The sequence below is a fragment of the Pseudomonas fluvialis genome (assembly GCF_002234375.1).
Taxonomy (GTDB): domain Bacteria; phylum Pseudomonadota; class Gammaproteobacteria; order Pseudomonadales; family Pseudomonadaceae; genus Aquipseudomonas; species Aquipseudomonas fluvialis.
In genome coordinates this window covers 1-14,625 of the sequence record NZ_NMQV01000035.1, presented here as the reverse complement: position 1 = coordinate 14,625, position 14,625 = coordinate 1, and the positions used below count along the sequence as shown (strand labels likewise).

15 protein-coding genes and 1 tRNA gene are annotated in these 14,625 nt (G+C 59.4%); 10 read left to right on the top strand and 6 right to left on the bottom strand.

Annotation, left to right across the window (positions count from 1 at the left end; translation table 11 throughout):
• Positions 1–53: 53 nt before the first annotated feature.
• Complete coding sequence (locus CFY91_RS14810; protein ID WP_093987163.1) at positions 54–1,718, bottom strand: electron transfer flavoprotein-ubiquinone oxidoreductase; 1,665 nt, start codon at positions 1,716–1,718, stop codon at positions 54–56.
• Between the two features lie 323 nt (positions 1,719–2,041).
• Here CFY91_RS14810 and CFY91_RS14805 point away from each other — a divergent pair, with 323 nt between their 5' ends.
• From CFY91_RS14805 to CFY91_RS14785, 5 genes are all read left to right on the top strand, one after another.
• On the top strand, positions 2,042–2,791 hold the full coding sequence (locus CFY91_RS14805; RefSeq protein ID WP_093987162.1) for an electron transfer flavoprotein subunit beta/FixA family protein: 750 nt from the start codon (positions 2,042–2,044) through the stop codon (positions 2,789–2,791).
• Positions 2,792–3,721, top strand: coding sequence for an electron transfer flavoprotein subunit alpha/FixB family protein (locus CFY91_RS14800; protein ID WP_093987161.1), 930 nt, complete (start codon positions 2,792–2,794; stop codon positions 3,719–3,721).
• 140 nt (positions 3,722–3,861) lie between these two features.
• On the top strand, positions 3,862–4,680 hold the full coding sequence (locus CFY91_RS14795) for a substrate-binding periplasmic protein (RefSeq protein WP_093987160.1): 819 nt from the start codon (positions 3,862–3,864) through the stop codon (positions 4,678–4,680).
• 30 nt (positions 4,681–4,710) lie between these two features.
• Positions 4,711–5,064, top strand: a complete 354-nt coding sequence (locus tag CFY91_RS14790; RefSeq protein ID WP_165765337.1) for a DUF4398 domain-containing protein — start codon at positions 4,711–4,713, stop codon at positions 5,062–5,064.
• Positions 5,064–5,861: an OmpA family protein gene (locus tag CFY91_RS14785; RefSeq protein ID WP_093987159.1), complete on the top strand. Its 798-nt coding sequence runs from the start codon at positions 5,064–5,066 to the stop codon at positions 5,859–5,861. Before CFY91_RS14790 ends, CFY91_RS14785 begins: the two co-directional genes overlap by 1 nt.
• A gap of 27 nt (positions 5,862–5,888) precedes the next feature.
• Here the strand turns inward: CFY91_RS14785 and ppnP are convergent, their stop codons facing one another.
• Both ppnP and CFY91_RS14775 read right to left on the bottom strand, forming a co-directional pair.
• A complete protein-coding gene (gene ppnP, locus CFY91_RS14780) occupies positions 5,889–6,170 on the bottom strand; it encodes a pyrimidine/purine nucleoside phosphorylase (RefSeq protein ID WP_093987158.1) in 282 nt (93 codons plus the stop codon).
• A gap of 62 nt (positions 6,171–6,232) precedes the next feature.
• Positions 6,233–6,799 carry a 3'-5' exonuclease gene (locus CFY91_RS14775; RefSeq protein WP_093987157.1) on the bottom strand — a complete coding sequence of 189 codons (567 nt, stop codon included), beginning with the start codon at positions 6,797–6,799 and terminating at the stop codon, positions 6,233–6,235.
• 107 nt (positions 6,800–6,906) lie between these two features.
• Between CFY91_RS14775 and CFY91_RS14770 the strand changes: the two genes are divergently transcribed.
• The gene (locus tag CFY91_RS14770; protein WP_093987156.1) at positions 6,907–7,812 is read left to right on the top strand and encodes an NAD(P)-dependent oxidoreductase; all 906 of its coding nucleotides are present in this window, start codon (positions 6,907–6,909) and stop codon (positions 7,810–7,812) included.
• Here CFY91_RS14770 and CFY91_RS14765 read toward each other — a convergent pair.
• Positions 7,771–8,112, bottom strand: a complete 342-nt coding sequence (locus tag CFY91_RS14765) for a DMT family protein (protein WP_093987155.1) — start codon at positions 8,110–8,112, stop codon at positions 7,771–7,773. The genes CFY91_RS14770 and CFY91_RS14765 overlap by 42 nt on opposite strands.
• Positions 8,113–8,258: 146 nt before the next feature.
• On the opposite strand from CFY91_RS14765, the gene CFY91_RS16265 reads away from it, so the two are divergent.
• Both CFY91_RS16265 and CFY91_RS14755 read left to right on the top strand, forming a co-directional pair.
• A complete protein-coding gene (locus CFY91_RS16265) occupies positions 8,259–8,522 on the top strand; it encodes a YkgJ family cysteine cluster protein (protein WP_093987154.1) in 264 nt (87 codons plus the stop codon).
• Positions 8,523–8,670: 148 nt separating this feature from the next.
• Positions 8,671–8,994 carry a ComEA family DNA-binding protein gene (locus CFY91_RS14755; RefSeq protein WP_093987153.1) on the top strand — a complete coding sequence of 108 codons (324 nt, stop codon included), beginning with the start codon at positions 8,671–8,673 and terminating at the stop codon, positions 8,992–8,994.
• A gap of 355 nt (positions 8,995–9,349) precedes the next feature.
• On the opposite strand, the gene CFY91_RS14750 is transcribed toward CFY91_RS14755, so the two are convergent.
• Positions 9,350–9,425, bottom strand: a tRNA-Asn gene (locus CFY91_RS14750).
• A 66-nt stretch (positions 9,426–9,491) separates the two neighbouring features.
• A complete protein-coding gene (locus CFY91_RS14745; RefSeq protein ID WP_093987152.1) occupies positions 9,492–10,688 on the bottom strand; it encodes an amino acid aminotransferase in 1,197 nt (398 codons plus the stop codon).
• A 200-nt stretch (positions 10,689–10,888) separates the two neighbouring features.
• Between CFY91_RS14745 and uvrB the strand changes: the two genes are divergently transcribed.
• Both uvrB and gltX read left to right on the top strand, forming a co-directional pair.
• Positions 10,889–12,904, top strand: coding sequence for an excinuclease ABC subunit UvrB (uvrB, locus tag CFY91_RS14740; protein WP_093987151.1), 2,016 nt, complete (start codon positions 10,889–10,891; stop codon positions 12,902–12,904).
• A gap of 81 nt (positions 12,905–12,985) precedes the next feature.
• Positions 12,986–14,467 carry a glutamate--tRNA ligase gene (gene gltX, locus CFY91_RS14735; protein WP_093987150.1) on the top strand — a complete coding sequence of 494 codons (1,482 nt, stop codon included), beginning with the start codon at positions 12,986–12,988 and terminating at the stop codon, positions 14,465–14,467.
• The last annotated feature ends 158 nt before the right edge of the window (positions 14,468–14,625 follow it).

The window sequence follows — 14,625 nt, the reverse complement described above, 5'->3', positions numbered from 1 at the left end:
CTTAAGTGAACAGCATTACGACCATTGGTCGGGCTTTTTTATACGAGGCGCACTTACATGTTGGGGTAGTTCGGGCCGCCAGTGCCTTCCGGGGCTACCCAGGTGATGTTCTGTGCAGGATCCTTGATGTCACAGGTCTTGCAGTGCACACAGTTCTGCGCGTTGATCTGGAAGCGCTTGTTGCCGTCTTCCTGGGTGACCACTTCATAGACCCCGGCCGGGCAGTAACGTTGTGCCGGTTCGTCATAGAGCGGCAGGTTCTTGCTCAGCGGAATGCTCGGGTCGGTCAGCTTCAGGTGGCAGGGTTGTTCCTCTTCATGGTTGGTATTGGAGAGGAATACCGAGCTGAGCTTGTCGAAGCTGAGTTTGCCATCCGGTTTCGGGTAGTCGATCTTCGTGCATTCGGCAGCCGGCTTCAGGCAGGCATAGTCCGGCTTGTTGTCATGCAGGGTGAAGGGGATCTTGCCACCGAACCAGTTCTGGTCGATGTAGTTGAAGGCTCCGCCCAGCAGTGCGCCGAACTTGTGGATGGCCGGGCCGAAGTTGCGGCTGCGGAACAGTTCGTCGAACAGCCAGCTGCTCTTGAAGTTGTCGACGTAGCTAGTCAGCACATCACCGCCTTCCTTGCCTGCAAAGAGGGCTGCAGCAACCGCTTCCGCAGCCAGCATGCCAGATTTCATGGCGGTGTGGCTGCCCTTGATCTTGGCGAAGTTGAGGGTGCCGAGATCGCAACCGATCAATGCGCCGCCCGGGAACACCATCTTGGGCATCGAGTTGATGCCGCCTTTGCAGATGGCGCGTGCGCCATAGGCGACGCGCTTGCCGCCTTCCAGGTACTGCTTGATCACCGGGTGGTGCTTGTAGCGCTGGAATTCATCGAAGGGCGACAGGTGCGGGTTGGCATAGGACAGGTCGATGATCAGGCCAACGACTACCTGGTTGTTCTCCAGATGGTAGAGGAACGAACCACCGGTGTTTTCCTTGCCCATGATGTCCAGCGGCCAGCCGGCGGTGTGCACCACCAGGCCCTGCTCATGCTTGGCCGGGTCGATGTCCCAGATTTCCTTAATGCCAATGCCGTAATGCTGGGCGTCGGCTTCGCTGTCCAGGTTGTATTTCTTGATCAGCTGCTTGCCGATGTGGCCACGGCAGCCTTCGGCGAACAGCGTGTACTTGGCACGCAGTTCCATGCCCGGGGTGTAGTAGCCTTCCTTCGGGTGGCCTTCACGATCCACGCCCAGGTCGCCTGTGATGATGCCGCGCACCACGCCGTTCTCGTCGATCAGTGCTTCCTGAGCAGCGAAGCCCGGATAGATCTCGACGCCCAGGCCTTCGGCCTGCTGGGCCAGCCAGCGGCAAAGATTGCCCAGAGAGATGATGTAGTTGCCTTCGTTGTGCATGGTTTTCGGCACAAAGAGGTCTGGGATACGTGTGGCATTTTCTGCATTTTTGAGCAGGTAAATGTCGTCACGTTTGACTGAGGTGTTCAGCGGAGCGCCGAGCTCTTGCCAGTTGGGGAAGAGTTCGTTGAGCGCGCGTGGTTCGAAAACCGCACCGGAGAGAATGTGGGCGCCGACTTCGGAACCTTTCTCGACCACACAAACGCTGATTTCTTGGCCAGCGTCAGCGGCTTGCTGTTTCAGTCGGCATGCGGCGGAAAGACCGGCGGGGCCGGCGCCGACGATGACGACGTCGAATTCCATGTATTCGCGTTCCACAGTCTATCTCCTACTCGAGGCTCTTCGATATTTTATGATGTAGGCTAGGATCTATCCCGGATCAGAGCCGCAGCATTATATCTGCAGGCTGGGATAGCTCCAATACAAACGTTTGTTTGAATTTGCCAAAACCCTGTTAGCATCAGCCTTAGGCAGCCGATTGTGCCTATTTTGCCGTATTGACCCAGATAGGCGATACAGTCAAGATACGAACGGTTTTGCGCTCGCTCGCATGGGCTGACTATCGGTTCCGGCCGATCTGCATCACCCGCCAGGCACCGCCTGGGCGACATTCTTATTCACCGGAGAGTAACGAGGAATCCATGAAGGTTCTTGTAGCTGTCAAACGAGTGGTCGACTACAACGTCAAGGTTCGCGTCAAGGCGGACAACTCCGGCGTCGACCTCGCCAACGTCAAGATGTCGATGAACCCCTTCTGCGAAATCGCCGTGGAAGAAGCCGTACGCCTGAAAGAGAAGGGCGTTGCCAGCGAGATCGTAGTTGTGGCCGTTGGCCCGAATGCGGCTCAGGAGCAACTGCGTACCGCTCTGGCACTGGGTGCTGACCGCGCCATTCTGGTTGAGTCCAATGATGAACTGAACTCCCTGGCTGTGGCCAAGGTGCTCAAGGCCGTGGTTGAGAAAGAACAGCCGCAGCTGGTTATTCTTGGCAAGCAGGCGATTGACAGCGACAACAACCAGACCGGCCAGATGCTCGGTGCATTGACTGGCATGCCGCAAGGCACCTTTGCCTCCAAGGTTGAAGTGGCTGGTGACAAGGTTAACGTGACCCGCGAAATTGACGGCGGTCTGCAAACCGTTGCATTGAGCCTGCCGGCTATCGTGACCACCGACCTGCGCCTGAACGAGCCGCGCTACGCGTCGCTGCCGAACATCATGAAGGCCAAGAAAAAGCCGCTGGAGACTCTGACTCCCGATGCGCTGGGCGTTTCCACCGCCTCCACCGTCAAGACCCTCAAGGTTGAAGCGCCGGCTACCCGCAGCGCCGGCATCAAGGTCAAGTCCGTGGCTGAACTGGTCGAGAAACTGAAGAACGAGGCGAAGGTAATCTAAATGGCTATCCTGGTTATCGCTGAACACTCCAATGCTGCCCTGAGCGCCGCGACTCTCAATGTCGTGACTGCAGCCCAGAAGATCGGTGGCGACATTCACGTGCTGGTTGCCGGTGCTGGTTGCGCCGCTGCCGCCGAAGCAGCAGCCAAGGTTGCTGGCGTGAGCAAGGTGCTGGTAGCAGACGACGCTTCTTTGGCTCACCAACTGCCGGAAAACCTCGCACCGCTGGTTGCCGAATTGGGCAAGAGCTACAGCCACATCCTGGCTGCCGCCACCACCACCGGCAAGAACTTCCTGCCGCGCGTTGCCGCTGCTCTGGATGTTGATCAGATCTCCGAGATCATCGCCGTGGAAAGCGCGGATACCTTCAAGCGTCCGATCTATGCGGGTAATGCCATCGCTACCGTGCAGTCTTCGGCTGCCGTTAAGGTGATCACCGTACGTACCACCGGTTTTGATGCCGCCGCTGCTGAAGGTGGTTCTGCCGCCGTTGAAGCCGTGGCAGGCGCAGCTGATGCCGGCAAGTCGGCCTTCGTTGGTGAAGAGCTGGCCAAGTCGGATCGTCCGGAGCTGACCGCAGCGAAGATCGTCGTTTCCGGCGGTCGTGGTATGGGCAATGGTGACAACTTCAAGCACCTGTACGCGCTGGCCGACAAGCTGGGCGCTGCCGTTGGCGCTTCGCGCGCGGCCGTTGACGCCGGCTTCGTGCCGAACGACATGCAGGTCGGTCAGACCGGCAAAATCGTCGCGCCGCAGCTGTACATCGCGGTCGGCATCTCCGGTGCTATCCAGCACCTGGCTGGCATGAAAGACTCCAAGGTGATCGTGGCAATCAACAAGGACGAAGAGGCGCCGATCTTCCAGGTCGCCGACTACGGCCTGGTTGCTGATCTGTTCGAGGCTGTTCCGGAGCTGGAAAGCCTGGTCTGATCACCTCAGCTGCTGTATCAACAAGCCCGCCGCTATGGCGGGTTTGTTGTTTTTGCGCGGTGGGTTTTGTGCGCTGTGGGCAATGCGATGCGTTATGATCTTTGCTCTGGTCGCTGGCATTGCGTTGTTTGGGAGTCGGTATGCTGCGAAGCTTTTTATCGTGTGCGGGTGTCCTGTTTTTCTTGCTGGCGGGGCCTGCCTGGAGTGCTGGCAGCTGCGAACGTCTGGTAGCAACGGGGAATCCGGAGTATCCGCCATACCTGTGGCGCAATCCGGATAATCCGGCGCAGCTGATGGGCGCAAATGCCGAGCTGCTCAAGCGCATTGGTCGCGCTCTCGATATTGAAGTCGACGTTATCTACACCGGCTCCTGGGCGCGAGCTCAGGACGAGGCGCGTAGCGGGCGGGTAGACATGCTGGCCGGTGCGTTCGTGACGCAGGCGCGTGTTGAATATATGGACTACGTACACCCGCCGTTCCTGCATACCGACAGCGTGGTCTGGGTGCGGCGTGGCCAGGAGCTGTTCTACGCTGGCCGCCAGGATCTGCAGGGACTCAAGGGCGGTACCCTGGTCAATAACAGCTTTGGCGAGGATTTTGATCGGTATGCTCAGCAGCACTTGAGTATTGAGGTCGTACCGAGTATTGCCCAGGCGATGCGCAAGCTGCTGCTCGGGCGTACCGACTATGTGCTGTATGAGCAGTACCCCGGCACGGCCATTGCGCAGAGTCTGGGGTTTGCCGAGGAGCTGGACGTGTTGCAGCCGGCCATTTCCAGTGAGGGCCTGCACTTCACGCTTTCACACAATTCGGCCTGCAATACCGCGCGCCTGCGCGGGCAGCTGGCGCGCAGCGTGATGGAATTGCGTGCCTCCGGTGTCGCCGAGCGCGTGCTGCAAGACAGCCTGGCGTTGTGGCAGTCCCAGCAGGTGCAGCAGGACTCGCTGTTGCTTGAATGAATCTGACTACGATGGGTGAACGACATGCGCATTGAAACAAAGGGGCTGCTCATGCTCGGCCTGTTGGCATTGCTGTCGGGCTGCGCTCATGATCCGGCCCCCCTTGAGCAACTGCGCTTGAGCGAGCAAGCCTTGCAGCAGGCGTATGACACGGGGGTGCCAGCCACTGCCCGCGCTCTGCAATCGGCTGAACAGAAGCTGGCGCGTGCGCGCAAGAATATGGCGGAAGAAGACTTCAAACGGGCGCGTGTCTTGGCTGAGCAGGCCGAGCTGGATGCGCGACTTGCGCAAGCACAACAACTGTCGGCGCAGAGTGAGGCTGAACTGGACGTCCTGTTGCTGCAGTTGCAGCGACTGCGCAAACAGCTGAGTGAGGTGAACTGATGCGTGTCCTGTTTTGCTCGATGGTGCTGCTGTTGGCCGGCTGTGCGAGTCCTCAGCATAGCGAGGAGGCTTTGGTGCCGGCCCGTGAGGCGTTCCAGCAGGTCAAAAGTGATCCGCAGGTTTTACAGTACGCGGCCAAGGATGTGCTGCGTGCCGGCGAGTCACTGGCGCGCGCCGAGCGCCTGGCAGGTTATTGGGGGAGTGCTGGCGATGTGCAGCATTTTGCCTATTTGAGCCAGGCTTACAGCGCTATTGCCCGCGAGCATACCCAGCAGGCCTTGAATCGCCAGCGTTTGCAGCGGTTGCAGGGTGAGCGCGAGCGACTGCAGTTGTCTTTGCGCGAGGCACGCCTGCTCAGCGTCCAGCAGCATAGTCAGTGGCTTGAGGATCAGGTGCTTAGCCTGCAGACGGAAGGTGGTGAGCGCGGCCTGGTATTGAGTTTTGCCGATATGGCTTTCGATACGGGGCGTGCTGAGCTGAAGGCGGTGGCGAGTCGTACCTTGTTGAAGATTGTCCAGCTGCTGCAGCTCAATCCGGCGCGTGTTGTAAGGGTCGAAGGCTATAGTGACAGCCTGGGTAACAAGGCGATGAATATGCAGTTGTCACAGCAGCGAGCGCAGGCGGTAGCTGATGCACTGGTTGACTTGGGCATCCGCCGCGAGCGTGTCGAGGTCGTGGGTTACGGCGAGGCTTATCCGTTGAGCGAAAATGCTTCGGCACGCGGACGGGCACAAAATCGACGGGTTGAGGTGGTGTTCTCCGATGAGCGCGGACGCCTGCCACCTGCACGGCCCTGATGCTTATGCAGGTGGCGGATTGCTTGCTTAGCGGTATTCGCAGAGATAGGCGGTATCTACGGCAACCTGCAGCTGGAATTTGCTGTCAGCGGGCACATTGAACTGACTGCCAGCTGCAAAGGTTTGCCACTGCTCGCTACCGGGCAGTTTGACGGTCAGCGCGCCGCTGACTACATGCATGACTTCCGCTTGGCTGGTGCCGAATTCGTATTCGCCAGGGGCCATGACGCCAATGGTGGCAGGGCCTTCATGCTGAGTGAAGGCGATGGATTTGACTGTGCCGCCGAAATACTCGTTGACCTTGAACATCTGGCATCCTCTTGGGGGTGGAAAAAGGAGCGCCAGTATGCCCAAGGCTCGCGTCAGCGTCACTAAGGCGTGCTCGTCTCGATATGGCCTGGTAGGCGGCAATAGTTGAGCAGGCGGGCGGTGTTGCGTGCATCGTCGAGTGCGCGGTGTTGTTGGCCGCAGAACTGTAGGCCGGCGTGTTGCAGGGCTCGCTTTAGGCCAACCTGTCTGCCTAGTCGCTGTTGCCTGGCATAGTGCTTTTTCAGATTGTGGTGCGGCAGATGCAGTAGGCTGCTTTGCGCATGCTCCTGGGAAGCTTGCAGATGCCACTGGCGGCGATCGTAGTCACCCCAGCTGCACCAGCCCAGTACTGTGCGCGTCTGGCTGGCCAGCCACTCGTCAAGCGCTTGGCTAGCCTGGGCAAAGCCTGCGGCGTTGTTCAGCTGATATTGTTCTATCTGCGTCAATTGTCTACAGAAGTCGGTCAGTTGCGGATGGCGAATGGGCCGTACGAAATGCTGCCACTGGCTGATTTCTTCGCCGCCGCAAGTTACCAGCACGGCACCAATCTCGATAATTTCCATCTCTTCCAGGGGCCAGCCACCCTCGTCGGTGGTGGCTTCCAGGTCAATGACCAGCCAGGCGGGCATCGCTCGCTCCTTGCGTGCTACAGGATGAAAGCTGGCAGTATGCGGGCCTTTCGAGGGCCTGCAAAGGCTTGCTACTGTGCGCGCTGGTGCATTCAAGGAGTATGGATATGAACGTGGCATTCATTGGCTTGGGGGTGATGGGCTATCCCATGGCGGGGCATTTGCAGCGCCAGGGGCATCGCGTCAGGGTGTACAACCGCACACCGGCCAAGGCTTTGCAGTGGTCTGCGGAGTATGCCGGTGACTGTGCCGATACGCCGCGCCAGGCAGCGCAGGGTGCCGAGTTGGTGATGTGTTGCGTGGGTAATGATGACGACTTGCGTCAAGTCTTGCTGGGCGAGCAGGGCGCTTTTTCCGGTATGTCGCCGGGATCCGTGCTGGTTGATCACACCACCGCTTCGGCTGACGTGGCGCGGGAGTTGGCGATACAGGCAGCCGAGCGTGAGTTGGGGTTCATTGATGCCCCGGTGTCAGGCGGTCAGGCGGGAGCAATCAATGGCCAGTTGACCATCATGGTTGGCGGTGAAGCCTTGTGGTTCGCACGAGCTGAGCCGGTCATGGCCTGCTACGCACGGCGGGTGCAACACATGGGGCCGGTGGGTAGCGGGCAGTTGACTAAAATGGTCAACCAGATTTGCATCGGCGGCCTGCTTCAGGGACTGGCCGAAGCGCTGCATTTTGCACAATGTGCCGGGCTGGACGGCGAGGCGGCGATGGCCGTGATCAGCCAGGGGGCTGCGCAATCCTGGCAGTTGGAGAATCGGCACAAGACGATGCTGGAGGGGCGCTTCGATTTCGGTTTTGCCGTGGACTGGATGCGCAAGGATCTGGCTATTGTGCTTGATGAGGCGCGACGCAATGGCGCGCAGCTACCAGTCACTGCGCTGGTTGATCAGTTCTATGCCGATGTCCAGCGCCTGGGTGGAGGGCGCTGGGATACTTCCAGCCTGATTGCCCGCTTACGTGCGCCCTTAGTTGCGGAAAATGAAATACACGGCACCCAGCAAGCATAGCCCGGCCCACAGGTAGTCCAGCTTGAGAGGTTGCTGCATATACAGCACGCTGAAGGGCACGAAAATCGCCAGGGTGATCACTTCCTGCATGATCTTCAGCTGGCCGACCGACAGCACGGTATAGCCGATACGGTTGGCGGGAACCATCAGCAGGTATTCAAATAGCGCGATCCCCCAACTGAGGAGAGCGGCAATCAACCAGGGCTTGCTGTTCAGTGTCTTCAGATGACCGTACCAGGCGAATGTCATGAAAACATTGGAGAGGCACAGCAGGGCAGCGGTTTGCATCCACACAGGCATGGTCGACGGCTCATTGGAAAATTGCTGCGCAGCCTAATCCTTGCTGTTGTTGCCGCCAAGGGGCTGTATTTACAGTGACGCCAGGCTGGTTAAAATGCCCGCCGACCGCTGCAAGGGCGGTCGTCCAGGCCGCTTGCGAGGTGTTCATGCAGTGTCGAGCCGGTTGCGGTGCCTGTTGCATCGCACCTTCCATTTCATCGCCGATTCCCGGTATGCCTCAGGGCAAGCCTGCGGGGCAGCGTTGCCTACATCTTGCTGGCGACAACCGTTGCGCCTTGTTTGGCAAACCCGAACGACCAGCCGTCTGCCTGGACTTTGCCGCTGATCCACAGGTATGTGGAAGCTCTCGGGATGATGCGGTACGGATCCTCGGCTGGCTGGAAGAGGCGACTCAACCACTGGCTTCCTGAGTGGGCGCAGTATCCTGCTCCTGCGCGAACTGTCACAGAATCCGTCGCTGCATGCTGACTGCGTTTGACGGTCGGTCAGCTTTGTCTAGGGTCTCAGTGGCAACCCGGCTGTGGTTGCATTGACACTGTCTATTCAAAGGAACTGATCATGAAAAAAGCACTTGTAGCCTCCTTGTTGTTCTCTTGCCTGTCGTTCTCCAGCCTGGCTGTGCAGGCTGCGGAAAGCATGGCGCCGACTGCGCTGCCTGCGGCCAGCCAGGCAGAAGTGGCCGGGGTGATTGACGTGAATAGCGCGGATGCGGCGACCTTGCAGCGTGAGTTGGTAGGTATTGGTGCGGTCAAGGCTCAGGCTATCGTCGATTACCGTCAGGCGCACGGAGCGTTTCAGTCGGTTGAAGAATTGCTTGAGGTCAAGGGGATCGGGGTAGCGACGCTGGAGAAGAATCGCGCTCGCTTGAGCGTTAGCCCCTGAAGGTGAGTGCGCGTCTGCAGAAAAGGGTCGGCCTGTGCCGGCCCTTTTTCCGTGATAAGGGGGTTGCACAAAGCACTGTATGGACATACAGTTATTTCCGGGCGATGCTCGTATACGAAGCGAGCTTAATCTAGCTGGAGAGGAGTGCAGACCATGTTGTTTGTTGAAACCCTGGTAGAAAACACCCTGGCTTTGGCCATTTTTGCAGGTGCTTTGCTGGGCCTGGCTCGTCTGGCCTACGGCGGAAAGTATTACTGAAACGTGCTGCAGGCGAAAAGCGTGGGGCAAAGGAAGGGGCGGCCGGGTGATATGCCGCGGGCAATAAAAAACCCGATCCTAGGATCGGGTTTGAATTTGGCTCCGCGACCTGGACTCGAACCAGGGACCCAATGATTAACAGTCATTTGCTCTACCGACTGAGCTATCGCGGAACAACGGTGCGTATCCTACTGATTGCTAAGGAGAAGTCAACACCTGTGAAGACCTCTCCGAGTTTTTCAGAGGACTTTTACGATGGCTTCGGTAACTGCGCGAATATTGCCGCTGTTCAGTGCTGCCACGCAGATGCGTCCCGTGCCCACGGCATAGATGCCGAACTCGCTTTTCAGGCGTTCTACTTGTTCGGGCGTCAGGCCAGAATAGGAGAACATGCCGCGCTGGCGGGCCACAAAGGCGAAGTCGCGTTTGGCGCCGAGACTGGCCAGTTGTTCAACCATGGTTGTACGCATGTCGCGAATGCGCTCGCGCATCTCGGCCAATTCCTGCTCCCACATGGCACGTAGTTCTGTGCTGTTGAGTACATTGCCAACCACAGTGGCGCCGTGAGTGGGTGGGTTCGAGTAGTTGGTACGGATGACGCGCTTGACCTGGGAGAGCACGCGGGTGCTTTCTTCCTGGGAGTCGGTGACGATGGACAGGGCACCGACACGCTCGCCATACAGAGAGAAGGATTTGGAGAACGAGCTGGATACCAGGAAGTTCAGGCCGGATTCGGCGAACAGGCGCACAGCGAACGCATCTTCGTCGATGCCATCGCCAAAGCCCTGGTAGGCAATATCGAGAAAGGGTACGTGTTCGCGCTCGCGCAGAACCTCCAGTACGGCTTTCCAGTCATCCAGCTCGAGGTCGACGCCGGTCGGATTATGGCAGCAGGCGTGCAAGACGACGATGGAGCGTGCCGGCAGGGCGCGCAGGTCGTCGAGCATGCCTTGCCGATCGACGCCCTGGCTGGCGGCATCGTAATAACTGTAGTTGTGTACCGGGAAGCCGGCTGATTCAAACAGTGCGCGGTGATTCTCCCAGCTGGGGTTGCTGATCGCCACGCAGGCTTCGGGGAGCAGGCGCTTGAGGAAGTCTGCGCCAATCTTCAGTGCTCCGGTACCGCCCAGTGACTGGGTAGTGATCACGCGGCCCGCCTGCAGCAGCGCGGCATCCTGGCCAAACAGCAGTTTCTGCACGGCACTGTCGTAGCTGGCGATGCCTTCGATCGGCAGGTAACCCCGCGGTGCATGCGCCTGGATCCGTGCCTGCTCGGCTGCCGCTACGGCGCGCAACAGTGGAATGCGGCCTTCATCGGTGAAGTAGACACCCACGCCAAGGTTGACCTTGCTGCTGCGGGGATCGGCGTTGAATGCTTCATTCAGACCCAGGATGGGATCGCGCGGTGCCATTTCGACGGCAGAGAAGAGGCTCATGATGCGGCTCGAACTCTAGGAGGGCTGGTGGGTCCCGGCCATTGCAGGCTGGGGCTGGACGAATCGGGGCGCTAGTATAGCGACCCTGTGCGCCGCCGCCCATGGAAAGATCGCCGCATAAGGCGTGCAATGCATGGGTGGTTTGCCCCGTTAAGACGAGCCGCGTGAGGCGACGTCACAGCTATTTTTCCGAGGTATCTATGGCGGCATTCGAACTGGTGACCCGTTATACCCCAGCTGGCGATCAGCCCGAGGCGATCCGCCAGATGGTCGAAGGATTGGAAGCAGGGCTGTCTCACCAGACCCTGCTGGGTGTCACTGGCTCAGGCAAGACCTTCAGCATCGCCAACGTGATTGCCCAGGTACAGCGCCCTACCCTGGTGCTGGCGCCCAACAAGACCCTGGCGGCGCAGCTATATGGCGAGTTCAAGAGTTTTTTTCCGCATAACGCCGTGGAGTATTTCGTTTCCTACTACGACTACTACCAGCCCGAAGCCTATGTGCCTTCTTCGGATACCTTTATCGAGAAGGACGCCTCGATTAACGACCATATCGAGCAGATGCGTCTGTCGGCGACCAAGGCGCTGTTGGAGCGCGAGGATGCCATAATCGTCTGTACGGTATCGTCCATCTATGGCCTGGGCGATCCGCAGGCTTATCTGAAAATGGTCCTGCATCTGGATCGCGGTGATCGTATCGATCAGCGTGAATTGCTGCGTCGCCTGGCCAGCCTGCAGTACAGCCGTAATGACATGGATTTTGCCCGGGCCAGTTTCCGCGTGCGTGGCGATGTCATCGATATCTACCCGGCGGAGTCCGATCTGGAAGCCATTCGTGTCGAGCTGTTCGATGACGAGGTGGAGAGCATCAGTGCCTTCGATCCGCTGACCGGTGAGGTGCTGCAGAAACTGCCGCGTTTCACCTTCTACCCGAAAAGCCACTACGTCACGCCGCGCGAGACCCTGCTGGAGGCTGTCGAGCAGATCAAGATCGAACTGAAGCAGCGCCTTGACTACCTGCGCGGGGAAAACAAGCTGGTGGCCGCCGAGCGTCTGGAGCAGCGCACGCGCTTCGACCTGGAGATGATTCTCGAGCTGGGTTACTGCAACGGCATCGAAAACTACTCGCGCTACCTGTCCGGGCGCGGGCCGGGCCTGCCGCCGCCAACCCTCTACGACTACCTGCCGGCCAATGCCTTGCTGGTAATCGATGAGTCGCACGTTTCGGTGCCGCAGGTCGGGGCGATGTACAAAGGCGACCGTTCGCGCAAGGAAACACTGGTCGAGTACGGTTTTCGCCTGCCTTCGGCGCTGGATAATCGGCCCCTGCGTTTTGAGGAGTGGGAGGCCATCAGTCCGCAGACCATCTTTGTCTCGGCCACCCCAGGGCCTTACGAGGCGGCGCACAGTGGACGTGTCATCGAACAGGTGGTGCGCCCGACCGGGCTGGTAGACCCGCAGATCGAGGTGCGTCCCGCGCGTAGCCAGGTTGATGACCTGCTTTCCGAAATACGTTTGCGGGTGGCAGCCGAGGAGCGGGTGTTGGTGACCACGCTGACCAAACGCATGGCTGAGGATCTCACCGACTACCTGTCCGAGCACGATGTACGGGTGCGTTACCTGCACTCGGATATCGATACCGTGGAGCGGGTGGAGATTATCCGCGACCTGCGTACCGGGGTGTTCGATGTGCTGGTTGGCATCAACCTGTTGCGCGAGGGGCTGGATATGCCTGAAGTCTCGCTCGTGGCCATTCTCGATGCGGACAAGGAGGGCTTTCTGCGCAGCGAGCGCTCGCTGATCCAGACTATCGGTCGCGCCGCACGCAACCTGCATGGCAAGGCCATCCTGTATGCCGATCAGATGACCGGTTCGATGCAGCGGGCGATTGACGAAACCGAACGGCGCCGCGCCAAGCAGCTGGCCTTCAATGCCGAGCACGGCATCGTGCCGAAAGGCGTCAAGAAGGACATCCGTGACATCCTCGAGGGGGCCGTAGTGCCGGGCGCACGCAGCAACAAGCGCAAGGCCCAGGCGCGTGCCGCAGAAGAAACGGCGCGTTACGAGGCGCAGTTGCGTTCACCGGCGGAGCTGAACAAGCGTATCCGTCAACTGGAAGAACAGATGTACCAGTTGGCCCGTGAACTGCAATTTGAAGAGGCTGCGCAGTTGCGTGATGAGATCCAGGCACTGCGCGAGCGCCTGCTGGCCCTCTGAGCCGGTAGAGCGGGGCGGCTGCGCCCTGTTAACATCGGCCTGTTTTTACTCCTGCTTCGGCAGCCTGTTTCGAGAGTCCCCATGACCACCGTCCGTACCCGTATCGCGCCATCGCCCACCGGCGATCCGCATGTTGGCACTGCCTACATTGCCCTGTTCAACCTGTGCTTTGCTCGCCAGCACGGCGGCCAGTTCATCCTGCGTATCGAAGATACCGACCAGCTGCGCTCGTCACGCGAGTCCGAGCAGCAGATATTCGATGCCCTGCGCTGGCTGGGTATCGAATGGGACGAGGGGCCGGATGTGGGCGGGCCGCACGGTCCGTATCGGCAGAGCGAGCGGGGCCACATCTACAAGAAGTATTCGGATGAGCTGGTTGCCAAAGGTCATGCCTTCCCCTGCTTCTGCTCCGCTGAACGTCTCGACCAGGTGCGTGCCGAGCAGCAGGCACGCAAGGAAACCCCGCGCTATGACGGGCACTGCATGCATCTGTCGGCAGAGGAAGCAGAGCAGCGCATCGCCGCCGGCGAGTCGCACGTGGTGCGCATGAAGGTGCCCAGTGAGGGTGTCTGCGTGGTGCCTGACCTGTTGCGTGGTGCGGTGGAAATTCCCTGGGACCGCATGGATATGCAGGTCTTGATGAAGGCCGACGGCCTGCCCACCTACTTCCTGGCCAATGTGGTCGATGACCACCTGATGGGCATTACCCATGTGCTGCGTGGCGAGGAGTGGCTGCCTTCGGCGCCCAAGCTGATCAAGCTGTACGAATACTTCGGCTGGGAGCAGCCGCAGCTGGTCTACATGCCGCTGCTACGCAATCCCGACAAGTCCAAGCTGTCCAAGCGCAAGAACCCCACCAGCATTACCTTTTACGAGCGCATGGGCTTTCTGCCGGAGGCCATGCTCAACTACCTGGGGCGCATGGGCTGGTCGATGCCGGACGAGCGCGAAAAGTTCTCCCTGGCCGAAATGATCGAGCATTTCGACATCCAGCGGGTATCCCTGGGGGGGCCGATCTTCGATCTGGAGAAACTCTCCTGGCTCAATGGCCAATGGTTGCGTGAACTGCCGGTCGAGCGTTTTGCCGCCGAAGTGCAGCAGTGGGCGCTCAATCCGCAGTACCTGATGAAGATCGCGCCGCATGTGCAGGGCCGCATCGAAACGTTCAGCCAGCTAGCACCGTTGGCTGGGATGTTCTTCATGGGAGGGGTGCCGCTGCAGGCCAGCCTGTTCGAGCACAAGAAACTGCAGGCCGATCAGGTACGTTTGCTGTTGCAACTGATCCTCTGGAAGCTCGAGGCATTGCGCCAGTGGAACAAGGACAAGATCACCGCAATCATCCAGCAGGTGGCCGAGCATCAGGGGCTCAAGCTGCGTGATGTCATGCCGTTGATCTTCCCGGCCATCACCGGACAGGCCAGCTCGGTATCGGTTCTCGACGCCATGGAGATCCTCGGCCCGGATCTTTCGCGTTTTCGTCTGCGTCAGGCCGTGGAGTTGCTGGGCAGTCCTTCGAAGAAGGAAAGCAAGGAGTGGGAGAAGCTACTGGCCGAGTTGAAGTGATTACCCGGCGGGCCTGGCCTTGCGCCAGGCTCTTGGGGTAAGTGGTTGTTCTGTCTGCAAAAAAAAAATGCGGGCCGAATAAAAATTGTGTTGACAGGGCGGCGGGGCGCGCCTAACATGCGCCCCGTCCTCGAGATGGGGCTATAGCTCAGCTGGGA

What these genes read in the sequence shown, in the direction of transcription:
- CFY91_RS14805 (WP_093987162.1), top strand. Translation starts at nt 2,042, where the DNA reads ATGAAGGTTCTTGTAGCTGTCAAACGAGTGGTCGACTACAACGTCAAG.
- CFY91_RS14800 (WP_093987161.1), top strand. Translation starts at nt 2,792, where the DNA reads ATGGCTATCCTGGTTATCGCTGAACACTCCAATGCTGCCCTGAGCGCC.
- CFY91_RS14795 (WP_093987160.1), top strand. Translation starts at nt 3,862, where the DNA reads ATGCTGCGAAGCTTTTTATCGTGTGCGGGTGTCCTGTTTTTCTTGCTG.
- CFY91_RS14785 (WP_093987159.1), top strand. Translation starts at nt 5,064, where the DNA reads ATGCGTGTCCTGTTTTGCTCGATGGTGCTGCTGTTGGCCGGCTGTGCG.
- ppnP (WP_093987158.1), bottom strand. Translation starts at nt 6,170, where the DNA reads ATGTTCAAGGTCAACGAGTATTTCGGCGGCACAGTCAAATCCATCGCC.
- CFY91_RS14775 (WP_093987157.1), bottom strand. Translation starts at nt 6,799, where the DNA reads ATGCCCGCCTGGCTGGTCATTGACCTGGAAGCCACCACCGACGAGGGT.
- CFY91_RS14770 (WP_093987156.1), top strand. Translation starts at nt 6,907, where the DNA reads ATGAACGTGGCATTCATTGGCTTGGGGGTGATGGGCTATCCCATGGCG.
- CFY91_RS14765 (WP_093987155.1), bottom strand. Translation starts at nt 8,112, where the DNA reads ATGCCTGTGTGGATGCAAACCGCTGCCCTGCTGTGCCTCTCCAATGTT.
- CFY91_RS16265 (WP_093987154.1), top strand. Translation starts at nt 8,259, where the DNA reads ATGCAGTGTCGAGCCGGTTGCGGTGCCTGTTGCATCGCACCTTCCATT.
- CFY91_RS14755 (WP_093987153.1), top strand. Translation starts at nt 8,671, where the DNA reads ATGAAAAAAGCACTTGTAGCCTCCTTGTTGTTCTCTTGCCTGTCGTTC.
- CFY91_RS14745 (WP_093987152.1), bottom strand. Translation starts at nt 10,688, where the DNA reads ATGAGCCTCTTCTCTGCCGTCGAAATGGCACCGCGCGATCCCATCCTG.
- uvrB (WP_093987151.1), top strand. Translation starts at nt 10,889, where the DNA reads ATGGCGGCATTCGAACTGGTGACCCGTTATACCCCAGCTGGCGATCAG.
- gltX (WP_093987150.1), top strand. Translation starts at nt 12,986, where the DNA reads ATGACCACCGTCCGTACCCGTATCGCGCCATCGCCCACCGGCGATCCG.